This is a genomic window from Rhodococcus sp. 06-470-2 (assembly GCF_002258235.1).
In the GTDB taxonomy this organism is placed as follows: Bacteria; Actinomycetota; Actinomycetes; order Mycobacteriales; family Mycobacteriaceae; genus Rhodococcoides.
This window is the reverse complement of record NZ_NOYB01000010.1, coordinates 56,579-74,279: the sequence shown is the minus strand read 5'-3', so window position 1 is coordinate 74,279 and position 17,701 is coordinate 56,579. Positions and strand designations below refer to the sequence as shown.

Sequence of the window (17,701 nt, the reverse complement as noted above, 5' to 3'; positions counted from 1 at the left end):
CGTACGCGAAACACTGGTGGCACGATCTCGAAATGATGTGTAATTATGTAATCAGTCTTACAACACAACCGAAGGAATCCTCATGAAACCCAACGGACGCTCGTTCGGCCGCCCCGGCGGCTGGCACCACGCAGACATTCCGGACGCCACCGACGCCGCCGACTGGTTCGGTGGCCGACTCCCGGACACCTGGTTCGACGGTGCCGCCTCGGTCGAGGTCGACCGAGAGGAGATCGTCGTCGTCGGAACATTGCCTGCAGAGCCGGACAGTTCACCGGCCACCAACGAGGGTCGCATCGCACGGTTCCGAGAAACGACCCGCGGCGACCGCATGCAGATCGCCGCCGAGGCCGAGAAGCGATACGGACGCAAGGTCGCCTGGGGGGTGAGAACCGGATCCGACGTGGTCCTGTTCACCCACCTCGCGGTACCGGTCATGACCCGCCTGCGTCAGCCCGAGCGTCGCGTCCTGGACACCCTCGTCGACGCCGGCGTCGCTCGCTCCCGCGCGGACGCCCTCGCGTGGGCCGTCAAGCTGGTCGGAGAACACACCCAGGAGTGGTTGGACGAGCTCCGCGGCGCCATGGAGACGGTCGACGATCTACGCAAGAAGGGCCCGACGATCTAATTCGATTGCGCGCTCGCGGGGTTCGGGGTTAGCGTGGGTCCTGCCCTGTTGCCCACAGATTCGGAGAGGCCATTGCTCTTCCAAAGGTCCTAGACGCCTGCAGATCGTCCGCATGCACACCTTTGGAGCGCCCATGCCTCATTCATCCTCCCTTTCTGTCTCGAACCTGACGTTCTCCTGGCCCGACGGCGACCCCGTGTTCGACGCCTTGTCGGCCATCTTTACCAGCGGCACAACAGGTCTCGTCGGTTCCAACGGCGCGGGGAAGTCGACCTTACTGAGCTTGCTCGCCGGGGAATTGGTACCGCAACGAGGTTCCATCACGATGCCGGGCGTCTTGGGCTACCTGCGACAGGACATCACACTGGACCCCGATCTACCCGTGGATCGGGTACTGGCCATCGATTCGGTGCGAGAAGCATTGCATCGCATCGAATCCGGTTCCGCCGACGAGGAAGACTTCGCAATCGTCGGGTCGGCCTGGGACATCGAGGAGCGCGCTCTGGCGTTGCTGGACAAGCTCGGCCTCGGCAGCGTCGTCGGGTCCCTCCACGACCTGGATCGCCGAATCGGCACCCTGTCGGGCGGCGAGGCCACGCTGCTCGCTCTCACCGCGGAGCTACTGGCCGAGCCCGACGTACTACTGCTGGACGAACCGACCAACAACCTCGATCGGGTTGCGCGACAACGGTTGTACACAGCGGTCGACGGGTATTCGGGTGTGCTGATCGTGTGCACTCACGACCTCGAACTGCTCGAACGCGTCGACTCCATCGCCGAGGTGCGGGCAGAGCGCAGTGGAGTCTCGCGGCTGCGCATGTTCGGCGGCAACTACCGGCACTATCGCTCGGTGGTCGACGCCGAACAGGAGGCGGCGCGGGCAACGGTCCGCGACGCGAAGAACGACGTCCGCAAGCAGGAACGCGAATTGATCGACACCCGAATCAAACTCGACCGCCGTCTGCGGTACGGCAAGAAGATGGAAGAGCAGAAGCGCGAACCCAAGATCATCATGGGTGCGCGAAAACGCGCCGCACAGGAATCGGCCGGAAAGCTACGCGGTACCCACACCGATCGCGTCGACGACGCCAGATCGTCGCTCTCGGCCGCCGAGGACCTCGTGCGCGACGACCGCGAGATACGCGTCGACCTCCCGGCAACGAAAGTCCATCCCGGACAGGTCGTTCTGACCCACGACGAGCTCACTGTCGTCGGTCCCGAACGCATCGCTCTGGTCGGGCCGAACGGCAGCGGCAAGACCACACTGCTACGGGCTCTGGACGCCACCGGAGCCGAGGTTCCGTGGAAGTACCTACCGCAGCGACTCGACATCTTCGACGAGACTCGCACCGTCGCCGACAACGTCGCAGACGTCGCGCCACAGGCCACCGCCGAACGAATCCGAGGCCAACTCGCGCGCTTCCTGTTCCGCGGATCCGACGCCGACGCCGTCGTCGCGACCCTCTCCGGAGGAGAGCGACTGCGCGCCGCACTGGCACGAATTCTGCTGGCAGAGCCCGCTCCGAAACTACTGATGCTCGACGAGCCAACCAACAACCTCGACATCACCAGCCGACAACACCTCATCGACGCACTCGAGACATTCGAAGGTGCACTGATCGTCGCAAGCCACGATCGACCGTTCCTCGACGCCATCGGCCCGACCCGCACCATCGACCTCACCCCAACCGTCGAGTCGGCCCGAGAAGCGCCCACCCGTGAGGAGTCAATGTGACATTCAGTGGCCTTTTCGGGGGTCAATGTCACGTTGAGTGGACCGGAGTGGAGCCTGCGGAGCGACCCACAGGCGCAGTGGGCAAGAATCGCGGGGTGGAGTACGCCTCGAATGCAGACGATGGGACACGGATTGCGTACACGGTGGTGGGGTCAGGCCCACCGTTGTTGATGGTGCACGGCAGTTTTCTGACGCACACGATCTGGCGGACGTTCGGGTATGTGAAGGCGCTGCGCGGCAGTCGGCAGTTGATTCTGATCGACAGTCGCGGGCACGGCCGCAGCGACAAGCCCCATACTCCCGACGCGTATGCGATGAGCATCATCGTCGGCGATCTGACTGCAGTGCTCGACGCAGTGGGTGTCGACACCGTCGACTATCTCGGCTATTCGTTCGGGGCCCGGGCGGGCTTGGCGTTGACCGCGGCGAGGCCCGAACGAGTGCGATCACTGGCCGTGGGCGGCGGTAGTCACGGCGCTCAGGCCGGAGCGTTCGATCGCCTGTTCTTCCCGGGATGCGCGGATGTGTTGGAGCACAGTGGCATGGACGGGTTCCTCGAGGCGTGGAACAACCACCGCATGTTTCCGATCGATCCCGGTACGCGAGCGGTGTTCTCCGCCAACGACGCTCAGGCAATGGCCGCGTACATCCGAGCCAATGACGCCGATCCCGGACTACCGGACGTGACGTTGCAGCACTTCACCCGGCCGTCGCTGTTCTACGTCGGCTCGCAGGACGGCACCCGGCTCGACGACACGCGCGCTGCCGCAGCGTTGGTCCCGAACTCCGAATTGCATGTCATCCGCGGATTCGATCATGCGACGACGATGGCGGCCTCCGCAGAAGTGCTCGGCGTCCTCGAACGGTTCTGGGGCAGGTGACCTGAGCGTCCACAATTCGCCTCGAGAATCGGGATCCCGTCTCCGCAGGCAAATTGTGGACAGTCACATCACCTCTTCAGCGCAGGAAACTGGTCGTCGCGCCACTCGGTCTCCAGCGGACCCACGGCCGCATCCTCACGAGCGCGCAATTCCACACGGCGGATCTTGCCGGAGATCGTTTTCGGTAGCTCGAAGAATTCGATGCGACGCACGCGCAGGAACGGAGCCAGGTGCTCGCGTGCGTATTTCAAGATCTCGAATGCGGTGTCCTCGTTGGGTTCCCAGCCCGACGCCAATGCCACGTATGCCTTGGGAACGGCCAGTCGCGTCTCGTCGGGGGCGGGCACCACTGCTGCCTCGGCAACGGCGGGGTGTTCGATGAGTACGCTTTCGAGCTCGAACGGGGAGATCTTGTAATCCGAGGCCTTGAACACGTCATCGGTGCGGCCGACGTAGGTGATGTACCCCTCGGAGTCCCGTGATGCGACGTCGCCGGTGTGGTAGTAACCGTCGGCCATGACGGCGGCATTGCGTTCGGGGTCACCGAGGTAGCCGGTCATCAGGTTGAACGGGTGCTGGGCCAGGTCGAGGCAGATCTCGCCCTCGTCGGCGAGTTCGCCGGTGGTGGGGTCGACGATCACCACCGGGACGCCCGGCAACGGCCTACCCATGGAGCCGGACTTGAGTACCGCACCAGGCGTGTTGGCCACCAGTGCAGTGGTTTCCGTCTGCCCGAACCCGTCGCGGATACTCAGGCCCCACTCCTGCTGGACCCGCGAGATCACCTCGGGATTGAGCGGTTCACCGGCTCCGATCGCCTCGCGGAGCGAGCCGCCGCCGCCGGCGAGATCGGCCTGAATCAGCATGCGCCACACGGTCGGTGGTGCGCAGAACGTCGTCACCTCGGCGCGCCGGATCTGCTCGAGCAGTGCTTTCGCGTCGAACTTGCCGTAGTTGTAGATGAAGATGGTCGCCTCGGCGATCCACGGGGCGAAGAAGCAACTCCACGCGTGCTTGGCCCACCCCGGGGAGCTGATGTTCAGGTGCACATCTCCCGGGCGCAGCCCGAGGAAGTACATGGTGCTCAGATGCCCTACGGGATAGGAGATCTGAGTGTGCTCGACGAGTTTGGGCTTGCTGGTGGTGCCGGAGGTGAAGTACATCAACAGTCGGTCGGTGGGAGCGGTCACCGACTCGAACGATCGAGCTTCGACATCACGGGCCCCGGAATAGTCGACCCAACCGTCGGAGGCGGAGGTGGCGATACGCAGGTAGTCGCCGGGGACGTCGTCGAATTTGCCGGTGTCTGAGGGGTTCACGATCACTGCTCGCGCGTTGCCGCGTACCACGCGGTCGGTCAGGTCCGAGGATCCGATGGCCGTGGTGGTCGGCATCAACACAGCGCCCAGCTTCATGACCGCGAGCATCGCTTCCCACAACTCCACCTGATTGCCGAGCATCAGGATCACCGAGTCACCGCGGCCGATTCCCTGCTGTTCGAGCCACCGAGCAACCTGGTCGGAGCGACGAGCGATGTCGTCGAAGCTGTACTTGGCCTCGCTGCCGTCCTCCTCGACTATCCACAGCGCGGTGCCGTCGTTGCCTCGTGCGATCGCGTCGAACCAGTCGATCGCCCAGTTGAACGTCTCACCGAACGACGGCCACTCGAAAGTGTCGACGGCGCGGTCGTACTCGCCGTAGGCGTCGAGCAGTAGATCGCGAGCGTTCCTGAATGCCGTGTATGCCGATTCGGCCATGTTTCCTCCTGCGCGTGTGATGCCCATCACCGTCACGGTAGGTGAGATGAACAATTGCTCGCTACCCCTGAACGGGGGTGGCAACTCGGCTGGCCTCGACCACCGTGGCCATCGGATACTTCGCGATCGCAGGTGCACTGGGGACAGTCCACGCAGCATTTTCCGGCTATTGGGCCGCAGGTGGACGGTGGATGCTCGATACCGTCGGTGCCTTCGCCACGGAGTGGGTCGACAGCGACCCGGCGGCAGCGCGAACGGCACTGCTGGTGCTCGCGTTGGTCAATCTCGGCGCGGCGATTCTTCCGGCCCTGGCGTACATGAACCGGCCGCGCCTGGCAGCACAGAACCGGACCAGGATGCCGTCGTTGATCCTCGGCATCTCCTGGCCCGGCTCGGTGCTGCTGATCCTCTGGGGCGGGGCGTCGTTCGTCGGCGCGGTGATCGGCTTGATCGCATCGGACGAGAATCGAAGTGTCAAGTACGGGCACTTGTTCTTCGACGGCATCTTCCTGCTCTGGGGTGCCGCGCTTCTGACGGCACTGATCCTCGCGCGAAAGACCGCGTACCAGCCGCGTTAGATGCGCTCCCCCGTCTCGGGGTGGAAGAGGTGGATCGCACCGTCGAGGCGTGTCAGGCCGATGCTCTCGCCGATTCTCGCCGGGGCACGTACTGCCGAACGCGCCACCAACGACACCGGTCCCCCGTCGAGCCCCTTGATCTTCGGGTCGTCGAGGTGTGCGTAGACGTAGGACTCGCTGCCCAACTCCTCGATGAGATCGACCTTTCCTTCGAATCCTTCACCGCCACCGTGCACGATGCCGAGATTCTCGGGCCGCATTCCGATGGTGACCTCGTCGATTCCCAGGCTCGCGAGCTTGGTCAGTTCGTCGCGCTCGAACGGGAGCAGGAACTTGCCGATCTGCACGCCGCCCGAGCCGATGGGTACCGTCATCAGGTTCATCGCCGGGGAGCCGATGAATCCTGCGACGAACGCGTTGACGGGGTTGTCGTACAGGTCTGTGGGAGAGGCGAACTGCTGCAGTTTGCCGCCGCGCAGGACGGCGACGCGATCGCCCATCGTCATGGCCTCGACCTGATCGTGGGTGACGTAGACCGTCGTGGTGCCGAGTCTGCGCTGCAGCGCCGCGATCTGCGTACGCGTCTGCACCCGTAGCTTGGCGTCGAGGTTGGACAGCGGCTCGTCCATGCAGAACACCTGCGGTTCGCGAACGATTGCGCGGCCCATGGCAACTCGCTGACGCTGGCCGCCCGAGAGCTTGCCGGGCTTGCGGTCGAGGTACTCAGTGAGATCGAGCAGACGGGCCGCTTCCGCGACGCGTGCCTGACGCTTCTCGAGGCTCACTCCGCGCATCTTGAGCGCGAAGCCCATGTTCTCCCCGACGGTCTTGTTGGGGTAGAGCGCGTAGTTCTGGAAGACCATGGCGATGTCGCGGTCCTTGGACGGAACGCCCACCATGTTCTTGCCGCCGATTTCGATTGCGCCACCGTCGATCTCTTCGAGACCGGCGAGCATGCGCAGGGCGGTGGACTTGCCGGAGCCGGACGGTCCGACCAGGACGACGAACTCGCCGTCCTCGATCTCGAGGTCGAGGGAATCGACGGCGAGCGAATCGGCACCTTCGTAGACGCAGGATGCCTTCTTGTACTTGATTGCAGCCATGAGACTTTCTCCTATTTGATGGCGCCGAAGGACAGACCGCGCACGAGCTTGTTCTGCGCGAACCATCCGGCAAGGACGACGGGGAGTGCTGCGAACGTCGCAGCGGCGGACAGCTGGGCCCAGTACAGGCCCTGGCCGGTGATGAATCCGACGAGGTACACCGGAATCGTCTGGGCCTGAACGGCAGTGAGGTTGACGGCGAAGAAGAACTCGTTCCACGAGAAGATCACGCAGATCAACGACGTCGCCGCGATACCGGGAGAGACGAGCGGCAGGATCACCTCGCGTACCGAGGTCCACAGCGACGCACCGTCCATGCTGGCGGCCTCGAGCAGTTCGGCCGGCACCTCCATGAAGAACGAACGCATCATCCATACGGCGATCGGAAGATTCATCGCGGTGTAGAGGACCACCAGGGCCCAGATGTTGTCGAGCATGCCGATGTCACCGACGATGACGTACAGCGGAACGATGACGGCCACGACGGGCAGCATCTTGGTGGAGATGAAGAAGAACAGCACGTCCTGGGTCTTCTTGACCGGCCGCAGCGACAGCGCAAACGCCGCTGGAACACCCAGCAGCAGAACCAGAATCGTCGACACGATCGTCGCGAACGCCGAGTTCAGCAGGGTGGTGCCGATGCCGCTCTCGAGGACACCTCGGTACTGATCGAGGGTGGGGGTGAAGATCAGCTTCGGCGGGTTGGAGTAGGCGTCGGCCTCCTGCTTGAAGCCGGTGATGACCATCCAGAGCACCGGGAAGAAGAAGGCGATGCCGGCCACCCAGGCGACGAACGACCAGACCGTGCCCGGGCCCCACTTGCTCTTCTTGCGGATCTCCTGGCCGTCGGAGGTCTGTGTGACGGCCTTGTTCTTGCTCGTGGTTGCCGTGCTCATCACGCCGCCTCCTCGTTTGCGCTGAAGCTCTTGAAGATCAGTCTCAGCGCCAGAGTGCTGAGGATGATGGTCGCCACCACGGTGACGACACCCATGGCCGCGGCCTGACCGATGTCGAATCCGAGGAAGGCCCGTTGGTAGATGTAGAACGGCAGGTTGGCCGACGCGACTCCCGGTCCACCGGAGGTCATCATGTAGACGGCGTCGAAGGTGTTGACGAGGTAGATGGCACCGAGAACCGTGCCCAGTTCGATGAACCGGCGCAGGTGCGGCAACGTCAACTCGCGGAAGAGTTTGAACGGGCCCGCCCCGTCGACGCGTGCGGCCTCGGCGATGTCCTTGGGCATGGACTGCAGCCCGGCAAGGATGAGCAGCATCATGAACGGCGTCCACTGCCACACCAGGTTCGTCATGACCGCGGCCAGCGGGAACCGCGAGACCCAGTCGATCTCGCCGACCCCGAACGGGCTCAGCGCGAAATTGATCAGACCGAAGACGGGATCGAACATCGTCGTCTTCCAGATCAGCGCACCGGCGACCGGGGTGACGAGGAACGGGGTGATCAGCAGCGTGCGAATGAGGCTGCGCCCGATGAACTTTCGATCGAGCAGCAACGCCAGGGCCAGACCGAGCACCACCGAGATGATCACCGTTCCGACGATCATGATCACGGTGTTCATCGCGACCTCGCGGAACTGACTGTCGCGGAAGACGTCGATGTAGTTGTTCAGACCGTTGAACTCACGCGAACCGGGACGAACGAGGTTCCAGGACTGCGTCGAGTAGTACAGCGTGAACAGGAACGGAATCTGGGTGACGATGATGGCGAACACCAAGGCGGGCAACAGCGGTCCGCGCCGACGCCACCCCTCGGCCTTGGAGATCGTCCTCGGTCTCGGTACGAACTTCTCCGGTCCGGCCGGAGCCGTCCGTTCTTCGGTGGTGGTCATCCCTGGTCCTCCTGGTAGGTCCTGCCGACCACTTCGGCGTATTGCTGCGCTTGATCGAGAGCGTCGTCGACACTGATCTGCCCGGCGACTGCGGCACTGATCTGTTGACTGACCCGGGTACCGAGGTCCTGGAACTCCGGAATGGTCAGGAATTGGACTCCGGTGTACGGAACCGGATCCACGGTGGGGTTGTTCGGGTCGGCACTGTCGATGGAGTCGAGGGTCAGCTGACCGTAGGCCGCCGACGCCTCCGCGTACTCGGGAATCTCGTAGGTCGACAGGCGACTACCGGGAGGCACCCGCTCCCAACCGAGTTCGTTACCGACCTTGTTCAGGTACTCCTTGCTGGTCATCCACGAGACGAACTTCCACGCGTCGTCGGGAGCCTCGCTGGTCTTGGGGATTCCGAGGGCCCAGGAGTACAACCAACCGTTGTCGCCCTTGGCCGCCGACGGGGCCTTGGCGTAACCGATCTGCCCGACGACATTGCTCGACGACGGGTCCTCGAGTACCGAGACGGCCGAGGTGGAGTCGTACCACATTGCGGTGTTGCCCTGCGAGAGTTGCGTTCCGCACTCGCTGAAGCCACTGGTGGCCGCGCCGGCCTGACCGTGCTCACGCACGGTGTCGACGTAGAACTGCACGGCTTCTCGTACCTCGGGACTGTTCAACTGAGCGTTCCAGTTCTCGTCGTACCAGCGGCCGCCGAACGCGTTGATGACGGTGTTGAGCGGCGCGAGCACCTCACCCCAACCGGGCTTGCCGCGCAGGCAGATTCCGGAGAGGCCGGGGCTGTCGAGTGCCGCGGCGGCATCGGCCACCTGCTGCCACGTCGGCTCCTCCGGCATCGTGATGCCTGCGGCCTCCATGAGATCCTTGCGGTACATCAGGAACGACGACTCACCGTAGAACGGCACGGAGTACATGCTGCCCTCGTACGACAGCGACTCCTTCAACGTCGGGATGAAGTCGTCCTCGTCGTACCCCGGCGTGGCGTCCGCGTACTCGGAAAGGTTGGTCAGCCAACCGTTCTCGGCCCACTGCGGGGTCTCGAAGTTGCTGATCATCACCACGTCGAACTCGCCGCCACCGGTCGCGACCGAGGCCGTGATCTTGGCACGGGCCTCGTTCTCCGACAGCGACACGAACTTCAGGTTGATGCCAGGGTTTTCCGCCTCGAACTCCGGAGCAAGCGAGATGGCGTCGGACATCTGCGAATTCGAGACGATCGCAACGGTGATCGTCGTACCGTCACCGTCACCACCGAACGAGCCGGCACCGGCACATCCGGACAGAACCAAGGTCGTCGCGAGCGAGCCCGCGACAACCACTTTCGGTAATACCCTCACTGAAATACCTTTCCATTGGAGGTCGCCGTTGCTGGAGCTTGCGCAACGAGCCAACGTGCACTTTCGATATCGGTGACCAGGATCGAGGCCAGGCCACCCCGCAGAGCACCGAGCAACGCTTCGTGTTTGCGCTGTCCGCCGGTGACGAGCACAGCCCGATCGCAGGCCCTGATGGCGTCGAGTCCCACCGAGACGGTTCGGCCGGGAAGCGATCCTCCGGTGTCGTTGCCTTCGGCGTCGTAGAACCGGCCGCCGATCTCACCGACCGCACCGAGTCGACGCAGTTCGTCGAGCACCTCGAGGTCGATGAAGCTGCCCTCGAACAACGTGGTGGACGTGGAAACGGGACCGATGCCGTACATCATCACATCGGCATCGGTCCCGGCCTTGAGGGCGCGTGAGATCACCGAATCCTGCTCCAACGCAACAACCGTCGCCTGATCTGCGTACAGCGGCGCATTGAGCCTGATGGGTGTCGCCTGCAGGTACGCAGCACACCGCCCGAGCGTGTATTCGACGCCGGTCTGGTAGTCGGCCGAGGTGATGGAACCGTCGAGTTGCACCACCGCAGCACATTTAGTGGATCGCGTCTTCAAAGAGCTCGCAACCGCCACCGTCTCGGGTCCCCAGGTGAAGCCGAGAACGTCCTGATCCTTGAGGCGACGCGAGAGCAAGGTTGCAGCCGCGCGACCCAGGGACCCGTAGCCGGCATCGGTGCCGTCGATGACGTCCGATACGACGAGCACCTCGGTCAACCCGAACTGCGCCTCGAGTTCCCGTTCGAGTTCGGCGTGGACGGTGCCCTGGAGATCGTCGGGAACGTTGATCTCGATCGTCACCAGACCCTGGGTGCGAGCCCGTGCAACGAGCCGGCCTGCTGTCGGGCGCGAGACGCCGAGCTTGACGGCGATCTCGGCCTGAGTCGCGCCTTCGAGGTGGTACATGGTTGCGGCGCGCAGAGCCAGGCGTAGATCCTCTCCGGACCGCGAAGGCTTCGCTCCCCCGGTGCCGGACGTCGATCCGTCCATGTCCGCCTCCCTGAAATGTGAGCAGATGCTCAACTCGTGTTCATCTGCTCACTAAGCTAACATTAAGGTGTGATCTACACAACACCCCCTCGCCACCAGCGACCCGTGCCACAATCCATGCAGGCCAGCGTCCTGACCGGAGTGCAGGAGATACGACTCGAAGAACGGCCCGTCCCCACGCCCGCGCACGACGAGGTCCTCGTGCAGGTCACGGCAGTCGGAGTGTGCGGTTCCGACGCGCACTACTACCGCGAAGGACACATCGGCGACTACGTCGTCGACGGTCCGCTCGTACTCGGGCACGAAGCAGCGGGCGTCATCGTGGCCGTGGGCTCCGAGGTCTCCGACACCCGCGTCGGGCAGCGCGTGTCCATCGAGCCGCAGCGCCCCAATCCCACCAGCGCACCGTCCCGGGCAGGCCGCTACAACCTGTGCCCGGCCATGGAGTTCTTCGCGACGCCGCCCATCGACGGTGCGCTCGCGGAGTACGTGCTGATCCAATCGACCTTCGCCCACGACGTCCCCGACGACATCTCCGACGAGGCCGCAGCTCTCTTCGAGCCACTGTCGGTCGGCATCGCGTCGGCCCAGAAGGCACGCATCTCCGCGGGCTCGAGCGTGCTCATCGCGGGCGCAGGTCCCGTCGGGCTCGTCACCGCGCAGGTCGCGCGCGCATTCGGTGCCACCGAGGTCATCGTCACCGACATCGACGCTTCGCGCCGCGCCAACGCGGAGAGGTTCGGCGCGACGCGCGTACTCGACCCCGCCGCCGAGGACGTGCGCGCACTGACGGTCGACGCTTTCATCGACGCATCCGGTGCGGCCCGAGCCGTGGTCGACGGCATCCACGCCGTACGACCCGCAGGCACGGTCGTCCTCGTCGGCATGGGCGGGTCGGACTACCCGCTGCCGATCTCGCGGATCCAGAACCGAGAACTGCTGCTCACCGGCGTCTTTCGCTACGCCAACACATGGCCGATCGCACGAGCGCTGGTGGCGTCGGGCATGGTGGATCTCGACGCGATGGTGACGGCGAGGTTCGGACTCGATGGCGTCGAGGATGCATTGAACGCCGACAGGCAACCCGGAAGCATCAAAGCCGTAGTGATTCCAGGACTTTCGAAGGAGACCAACGCATGAAGTTGAACTCGCAGAACCTCGCCGACTTCATCGAGGACGTCGCTGTCCCGACGTACGACCGATCCGAGGTGACGGTGGGCATCGTGCATTTCGGTGTCGGTGGCTTCCATCGAGCGCACCAGGCGATGTACGTCGACCGCCTGCTGCAGCAGGGACAGGCGCTGGACTGGGGAATCTGCGGCGTCGGGGTACTGCCCGGTGACCGACGAATGAACGACGTCATGCACGCACAGGACTGCCTGTACACGTTGGCGCTCAAGCATTCCGACGGCACGTGGGATACCCGTGTCATCGGTTCCATCGTCGAGTATCTCTTCGCGCCGGACGACGCCGAGGCCGTGATCGAGAAGATGGCCGCCGACACGACGAAGATCGTCTCGCTCACCATCACCGAGGGTGGCTACAACTTCTCCGCGACGACGGGCGAGTTCGACGCGGACAATCCCGCAATCGTTGCCGACCTTGCCGACGGCGCTGTTCCCGCAACGACATTCGGTCTCGTCACCGAGGCGTTGGCGCGACGCAAGGACCGCGGCATGGCCCCGTTCACCATCATGTCCTGCGACAACATCGAGGGCAACGGCCATATGGCGCAGTCGACGTTCACGACGTTCGCGCGCCTGAAGGATCCGGCGTTGGCCGACTGGATCCAGGCAGAAGGCGCGTTCCCCAATTCGATGGTCGATCGCATCACGCCGGTCACGACACCGGAAGTGACCGAACAGCTTTCGCTGCGCTATGCCATCGACGATCAGTGGCCCGTCGCGGGCGAGCCGTTCACGCAGTGGGTGCTCGAGGACAACTTCACCCTCGGCCGTCCGCCGCTGGAAGACGTGGGCGTGCAGGTGGTCGAGGACGTCACCCCCTACGAGCTGATGAAGCTGCGGTTGCTCAATGCCAGTCACCAGGCGCTCGCGTACTTCGGTTACCTCAGTGGCTATCGGCTCGTCCACGAGGTGTGCCAGGATTCGCTGTTCTCGGAGTTCCTGCTTGCCTACATGGACGAGGAGGCAACCCCGACGCTGCAGCCGGTCCCCGGCATCGATCTGACCGACTACAAGCGAACGCTGATCGAGCGGTTCTCCAATCCCGAGATCCGCGATACCGTCGCCCGCCTGTGTGCCGAGTCCTCGGACCGAATTCCCAAGTGGCTCTTGCCTGTCATCCGCAAGAACCTCGAGACCGGCGGTGAGATCGCCCGCTCCACCGCAGTGGTGGCCAGCTGGGCTCGCTACGCCGAGGCCGTCGACGAGTCCGGTGAGCCCATCGAAATCGTCGACCAGCTGAAGGACTCACTGGTGCCGATCGCGCAGAGTCAGCGCGAGAATCCAACGGCGTTCATCGCGAACCGCGCGGTGTTCGGGGATCTGATCGACAACGAATGCTTCGTCGCCGAGTACACGAAACAACTGGCGTCTCTGCAGGAGCAGGGCGCGCGAGCGACACTGTCGACTCACTGAATCGTTCGGCGTCTCGAACCTGACCGGAGACGATGACGGTATCGCCTGCCCCGATCACCGTGTCTGCCGTGGCGTAGGTGAATCCCTCGCCCTGACGCTTGACCGCGACGACGGTGACACGGTGCTTGGTGCGTATTGCGCTTTCGCCCAATTTCTTTCCGATGATGGAGGCGGGCGGAGAGGTTTTGATCATGGCGAAACCGTCGTCGAATTCGATGTAGTCCATCATCCGGCCGCGGACCAGGTGGGCGACACGCTTGCCCATGTCGTGCTCGGGCCTGACCACATGGTGCACGCCGATCTGGGTGAGAATCTTGGCGTGCGCGTTGCTGAGCGCTTTGGCCCAGATGGTCGGCAGCGACAGATTCACCAGTGCCGATGCGGTGAGCAGGCTGGCTTCGAGATTGGACCCGATGCCCACGACGGCACGGTCGTACTCGTGCACCGACAACTGCCGAAGAGACTCCTCGTCGGTGGTATCGGCCACCACAGCGTGAGTCAAACGGTCTGCCACGCGTTGTACAACGGCGTCGTCACTGTCGACGCCGAGGACCTCGACGCCCTGGCCCATCAGTTCCAGTGCCAGGGACTTGCCGAAGCGGCCGAGACCGAGGACGACGACGACATCGGAGGACGGTTTCCTAGCCAATGAACGGCCTTTCCGTGGGGAGCGTGTATCGCCGGCCGCGGTCGCGGGCGGCAAGGGCGCTGACCAGAGTGATGGAACCGATGCGACCCAGGTACATCAGGACGATCAGAATCACCTGACCCCAGCCGGGCAACTGTGCGGTGATTCCGGTGGACAGGCCTACCGTCGCGAACGCCGACACGACCTCGAACAACAGGACGTCGAGGTCGAAGTCCGTGCCGGCCAGGAGTGCCACGACCGGGAGCATGACCAGCGCGACCCCGATCAGCGCGACGGTCAATGCCTGCCGCTGCACTCGCGCGTCGATCCGACGGTCGAACACCGTCACCTCACGATCACCGCGGATCTCGGCCAGGATGACGAACAGCAGCAGGGCGAACGTGGTGACCTTGATGCCACCTGCGGTGCCGCCGCTGCCACCGCCGATGAACATCAGGACGTCGGTGACGAGCAAGGTCGCGTTGTCGACGTCGGCGTAGTCGACACTGTTGAACCCTGCGGTGCGAGGCATGACGCCCTGGAAAGTCGCGACCAGCATCTTGTCCCAGAGCCCGAATTCGCCCAGGGTTCTGGACCACTCGAACAGCAGCACGACCGTCGGGCCGAGAACCAACAGAATTCCGGTGACGGTCAGCGTCAGGCGAGTGTGCAACGACCAACGCTGAGGCGACCGACGCCCCTTGGCGCGAGACCGAACTCGACGGGCGATCTCGAAGAGAACCGGAAATCCGATGCCGCCCAACACCACCGCAATCAACAGTGGGATACAGATCCACGGATCGGTGGCGAACCCGATCATGTTGTCGCTGAACAGGGCGAAGCCGGCGTTGTTGAACGCGGAGACCGCATGGAAGGTCCCCAGCCAGAGGGCGCGACCGAAGGGCTCGTCGTATCCGAGAAAGAAGCGCGCCGCCAGGGCGATCGCGACGACACTCTCGATGATCAGACTGGTACGGAACACCCCGATGACGACGCTTCGAACGTCGCCCAGCCCTGATGTCCGAACTTCTGCTGCGGCATTGAGCCTGCCGCGAAGCCCTATTCGGTCGGCCAGGAACAATCCGACCAGGGACGCGATCGTCATGATCCCGAACCCGCCGATCTGAATCAGGGCGAGGATCGCGCCCTGACCGAAACCCGTCCAGTACACCGGGGTGTCCACCACGATCAGACCCGTCAGGCTGACGGCGGAGGTGGAGGTGAACAACGCCTGCAGAAACCCGGTCTCGCTGCCGGGCACAGTGGCCACCGGTAGCGCCAGCACGCCTGCACCTATCACGATGGCGAGCACGAATCCCGTGGCCATGACCCGGACCGGGGTGAGCCGGAAGATCGCGGACCAACGCGATGCCTGGTGAGCGTCTGTCACTCGAGAGACAGTACCGGTGGGACGAGCCGCTGCGCGGCACGTGCACGAAACTTCGTAGCAGGGGTCGAGTTTCCGCTCACCTGCGCGTCAGCGCACCACTGCCGATCGGCCGCTAGTCGACCAAACGCTCGCCGGTCACCGTGGAGAACAGATGGGTGCGCTCGGCGGCGTAGGAGAGCGTGATTTTCGATCCGCGCTGCGGTGGGATCCTGCCGTCGGCGCGGACGACGATGGCCTGACGCGTGCCGTTGATATCTGCCTGGCCGTAGACGTACGCGTCGGCTCCGAGTTCTTCGACGACGTCGATGCTCACTTCGAGGCCCGCCCCGGTGGTGATCTGCAGGTCCTCGGGACGCACGCCGAGTGTCACTGTGTTCTCGCCTATTCCAGCGATGGCGGAGCGGGGAACCGGTACCACCTCACCGCCGAAGCGAACGCCGCCGTCGACGAGGGGCAGCTCGAGTAGGTTCATTGCAGGCGATCCGATGAAGCCGGCGACGAACACGTTGTTCGGGTGTTCGTACATGCGCCTCGGCGAGTCACACTGTTGCAGTACACCGTCTTTGAGGACGGCCACGCGATCGCCCATGGTCATGGCCTCGACCTGATCGTGGGTGACATAGACTGTCGTCGTGGCGAGTCGACGCTGCAGCGCGGAGATCTGCGCGCGGGTCTGCACCCGAAGTTTGGCGTCGAGGTTGGACAGCGGCTCGTCCATCAGGAACACCTGGGGTTTGCGAACGATGGCGCGTCCCATGGCAACTCGCTGACGCTGGCCACCGGAGAGTGCCTTGGGCTTGCGGTCGAGGAATTTGGTGAGGTCGAGGATCTTGGCGGCATCCTCGACGCGACGCTTGATCTCGGCCTTGTCCTCACCCGCGATACGCAGGCCGAATCCCATGTTCTCGCCGACTGTCATGTGCGGGTAGAGAGCGTAGTTCTGAAAGACCATCGCGATGTCGCGATCCTTGGGCTGATGGTCGGTGACGTCCTTGCCGCCGATGGTGATGGCTCCCTTGTCGACTTCTTCGAGACCGGCCAGCATCCGCAGCGATGTCGACTTTCCGCAGCCGGACGGGCCGACGAGGACAAGGAATTCACCGTCCTGGATGTCGAGATCGAGTTGGTCGACGGCAGCTTTGTCGCCGCCGGGAAAGAGTTTGGTGACGCCCTGGAATGCCACGGTGGCCATGATGGTGGTCCCTTCACCGGCAGGAACGTGCCGGACGATCCGAGTGGGGTTCACATATATGAATGAATGCCAGAATGCTGACTTCGTTTAGAAGTATGTACTACTGTGATGCCCATTACAAGGTTTCCATCGAAGGAGTTCGAGAAGAATGACCGACACCGTTTCGCGAGTGCTCATCACCGGGGCCGCAGGCAACATGGGTGCGATGCTCCGGCCTCTACTGGCAGCTCCCGGCCGCATGCTGCGCCTGTTCGATATCGCGGAGATCAGCGACATCGATTCTGCTACAGAGGAATTCGTGCAAGGATCGGTCACCGATCGCGCCGCCGTGGCTGCTGCAGTGGACGGTGTCGACGCGATTGTGCACCTCGGCGGATTGAGCACCGAGGACTCGTGGGCAAACATCCTGTCGGTCAACGTCGACGGCACGCAGGCCGTGTTCGAGGCCGCGGTGACGCACGGAGTCACCCGCGTGGTGGTGGCGTCGAGCAATCACGCGGTCGGCTTCTGGACTCACGACGAGGCAGGCGGCGAACCGCTTCCCGGGGACGCCGCTCCGCGACCCGACGGCTTCTACGGCTGGAGCAAGGCAGCGGTCGAAGCCCTGGGCCGGATGTACCACGATCGCTTCGGCATCGACGTCGTCAATCTGCGTATCGGCTCGAGCTTCGACGCGCCGCCGAACTACCGTGGCCTTGCCACCTGGATGTCGCCTGCCGACACAGCCCGCCTGATCGAGGCGTCACTGTCGGACAGCGCCAAGGGTTTTCACACAGTGTGGGGCATCTCGAAGAACTCGCGCGCGTGGTGGTCCGGCAACGAGGGTACGGAGATCGGATACCTGCCTCGCGACGACGCGGAACAGTTCGCCGAGCAGTTCCTGGCCGAGCACGAGTGGACGTTCTCCGACCCGATCCTGCAGCGGGTCGGCGGCGCGTTCTGCGATCACCCGCTCGGTCAACGGATGCGGTGACGCACGTTGTGCT

15 protein-coding genes and 1 pseudogene are annotated in these 17,701 nt (G+C 64.0%); 7 read left to right on the top strand and 9 right to left on the bottom strand.

Annotated elements, in window-relative coordinates; all coding sequences use genetic code 11:
• Positions 1–82 precede the first annotated feature (82 nt).
• The 3 genes from CH276_RS03700 to CH276_RS03690 all read left to right on the top strand — a co-directional run bounded on the left by CH276_RS03700 (position 83) and on the right by CH276_RS03690 (position 3,244).
• Entirely contained in the window at positions 83–628 is a 546-nt protein-coding gene (locus CH276_RS03700; RefSeq protein WP_094630568.1) for a hypothetical protein, read from the top strand.
• A 133-nt stretch (positions 629–761) separates the two neighbouring features.
• Positions 762–2,363, top strand: coding sequence for an ABC-F family ATP-binding cassette domain-containing protein (locus CH276_RS03695; protein WP_094689100.1), 1,602 nt, complete (start codon positions 762–764; stop codon positions 2,361–2,363).
• 95 nt (positions 2,364–2,458) lie between these two features.
• Positions 2,459–3,244 carry an alpha/beta fold hydrolase gene (locus CH276_RS03690; RefSeq protein WP_094630678.1) on the top strand — a complete coding sequence of 262 codons (786 nt, stop codon included), beginning with the start codon at positions 2,459–2,461 and terminating at the stop codon, positions 3,242–3,244.
• A gap of 68 nt (positions 3,245–3,312) precedes the next feature.
• Here the strand turns inward: CH276_RS03690 and CH276_RS03685 are convergent, their stop codons facing one another.
• A complete protein-coding gene (locus tag CH276_RS03685; RefSeq protein ID WP_371828379.1) occupies positions 3,313–5,028 on the bottom strand; it encodes an AMP-binding protein in 1,716 nt (571 codons plus the stop codon).
• 50 nt (positions 5,029–5,078) lie between these two features.
• Here CH276_RS03685 and CH276_RS03680 point away from each other — a divergent pair, with 50 nt between their 5' ends.
• The gene (locus CH276_RS03680; protein WP_217901390.1) at positions 5,079–5,579 is read left to right on the top strand and encodes a DUF3995 domain-containing protein; all 501 of its coding nucleotides are present in this window, start codon (positions 5,079–5,081) and stop codon (positions 5,577–5,579) included.
• Here CH276_RS03680 and CH276_RS03675 read toward each other — a convergent pair.
• From CH276_RS03675 to CH276_RS03655, 5 genes are read right to left on the bottom strand one after another with little or no spacing between them, the layout of a single operon-like run.
• Positions 5,576–6,682 (bottom strand): ABC transporter ATP-binding protein, encoded by a 1,107-nt coding sequence (locus tag CH276_RS03675; RefSeq protein WP_094630570.1) that lies wholly within the window; start codon positions 6,680–6,682, stop codon positions 5,576–5,578. The genes CH276_RS03680 and CH276_RS03675 overlap by 4 nt on opposite strands.
• 11 nt (positions 6,683–6,693) lie before the next feature.
• Positions 6,694–7,578 carry a carbohydrate ABC transporter permease gene (locus CH276_RS03670; protein ID WP_094630571.1) on the bottom strand — a complete coding sequence of 295 codons (885 nt, stop codon included), beginning with the start codon at positions 7,576–7,578 and terminating at the stop codon, positions 6,694–6,696.
• Entirely contained in the window at positions 7,578–8,528 is a 951-nt protein-coding gene (locus CH276_RS03665) for a carbohydrate ABC transporter permease (protein WP_045197339.1), read from the bottom strand. The genes CH276_RS03670 and CH276_RS03665 overlap by 1 nt, the downstream gene beginning before the upstream one ends.
• Positions 8,525–9,877, bottom strand: coding sequence for an ABC transporter substrate-binding protein (locus CH276_RS03660; protein WP_441344222.1), 1,353 nt, complete (start codon positions 9,875–9,877; stop codon positions 8,525–8,527). Before CH276_RS03660 ends, CH276_RS03665 begins: the two co-directional genes overlap by 4 nt.
• Positions 9,874–10,905, bottom strand: coding sequence for a sugar-binding transcriptional regulator (locus CH276_RS03655; RefSeq protein ID WP_045197341.1), 1,032 nt, complete (start codon positions 10,903–10,905; stop codon positions 9,874–9,876). The genes CH276_RS03660 and CH276_RS03655 overlap by 4 nt, the downstream gene beginning before the upstream one ends.
• 117 nt (positions 10,906–11,022) lie before the next feature.
• On the opposite strand from CH276_RS03655, the gene CH276_RS03650 reads away from it, so the two are divergent.
• Positions 11,023–12,045, top strand: coding sequence for an NAD(P)-dependent alcohol dehydrogenase (locus CH276_RS03650; RefSeq protein WP_094630573.1), 1,023 nt, complete (start codon positions 11,023–11,025; stop codon positions 12,043–12,045).
• Complete coding sequence (locus CH276_RS03645) at positions 12,042–13,505, top strand: mannitol dehydrogenase family protein (protein WP_094630574.1); 1,464 nt, start codon at positions 12,042–12,044, stop codon at positions 13,503–13,505. Before CH276_RS03650 ends, CH276_RS03645 begins: the two co-directional genes overlap by 4 nt.
• Here CH276_RS03645 and CH276_RS03640 read toward each other — a convergent pair.
• From CH276_RS03640 to CH276_RS03630, 3 genes and pseudogenes are all read right to left on the bottom strand, one after another.
• Positions 13,492–14,154: pseudogene (locus CH276_RS03640) on the bottom strand (potassium channel family protein); the annotation flags it as partial. The gene CH276_RS03645 and the pseudogene CH276_RS03640 overlap by 14 nt on opposite strands.
• The gene (locus tag CH276_RS03635; protein ID WP_094630680.1) at positions 14,147–15,460 is read right to left on the bottom strand and encodes a TrkH family potassium uptake protein; all 1,314 of its coding nucleotides are present in this window, start codon (positions 15,458–15,460) and stop codon (positions 14,147–14,149) included. The gene CH276_RS03635 and the pseudogene CH276_RS03640, both read right to left, overlap by 8 nt.
• Before the next feature lie 175 nt (positions 15,461–15,635).
• Positions 15,636–16,715: an ABC transporter ATP-binding protein gene (locus tag CH276_RS03630; protein ID WP_094630681.1), complete on the bottom strand. Its 1,080-nt coding sequence runs from the start codon at positions 16,713–16,715 to the stop codon at positions 15,636–15,638.
• Between the two features lie 148 nt (positions 16,716–16,863).
• Between CH276_RS03630 and CH276_RS03625 the strand changes: the two genes are divergently transcribed.
• Positions 16,864–17,688, top strand: a complete 825-nt coding sequence (locus CH276_RS03625; protein WP_094630575.1) for an NAD-dependent epimerase/dehydratase family protein — start codon at positions 16,864–16,866, stop codon at positions 17,686–17,688.
• Positions 17,689–17,701 lie beyond the last annotated feature (13 nt).

Bases quoted from the DNA above. Each gene is read 5' to 3' on its own strand.
- CH276_RS03685 (WP_371828379.1), bottom strand. From the start codon at position 5,028: ATGGGCATCACACGCGCAGGAGGAAACATGGCCGAATCGGCATACACG.
- CH276_RS03670 (WP_094630571.1), bottom strand. From the start codon at position 7,578: ATGAGCACGGCAACCACGAGCAAGAACAAGGCCGTCACACAGACCTCC.
- CH276_RS03635 (WP_094630680.1), bottom strand. From the start codon at position 15,460: ATGGCCACGGGATTCGTGCTCGCCATCGTGATAGGTGCAGGCGTGCTG.
- CH276_RS03630 (WP_094630681.1), bottom strand. From the start codon at position 16,715: ATGGCCACCGTGGCATTCCAGGGCGTCACCAAACTCTTTCCCGGCGGC.
- CH276_RS03675 (WP_094630570.1), bottom strand. From the start codon at position 6,682: ATGGCTGCAATCAAGTACAAGAAGGCATCCTGCGTCTACGAAGGTGCC.
- CH276_RS03655 (WP_045197341.1), bottom strand. From the start codon at position 10,905: ATGGACGGATCGACGTCCGGCACCGGGGGAGCGAAGCCTTCGCGGTCC.
- CH276_RS03695 (WP_094689100.1), top strand. From the start codon at position 762: ATGCCTCATTCATCCTCCCTTTCTGTCTCGAACCTGACGTTCTCCTGG.
- CH276_RS03665 (WP_045197339.1), bottom strand. From the start codon at position 8,528: ATGACCACCACCGAAGAACGGACGGCTCCGGCCGGACCGGAGAAGTTC.
- CH276_RS03700 (WP_094630568.1), top strand. From the start codon at position 83: ATGAAACCCAACGGACGCTCGTTCGGCCGCCCCGGCGGCTGGCACCAC.
- CH276_RS03625 (WP_094630575.1), top strand. From the start codon at position 16,864: ATGACCGACACCGTTTCGCGAGTGCTCATCACCGGGGCCGCAGGCAAC.
- CH276_RS03645 (WP_094630574.1), top strand. From the start codon at position 12,042: ATGAAGTTGAACTCGCAGAACCTCGCCGACTTCATCGAGGACGTCGCT.
- CH276_RS03650 (WP_094630573.1), top strand. From the start codon at position 11,023: ATGCAGGCCAGCGTCCTGACCGGAGTGCAGGAGATACGACTCGAAGAA.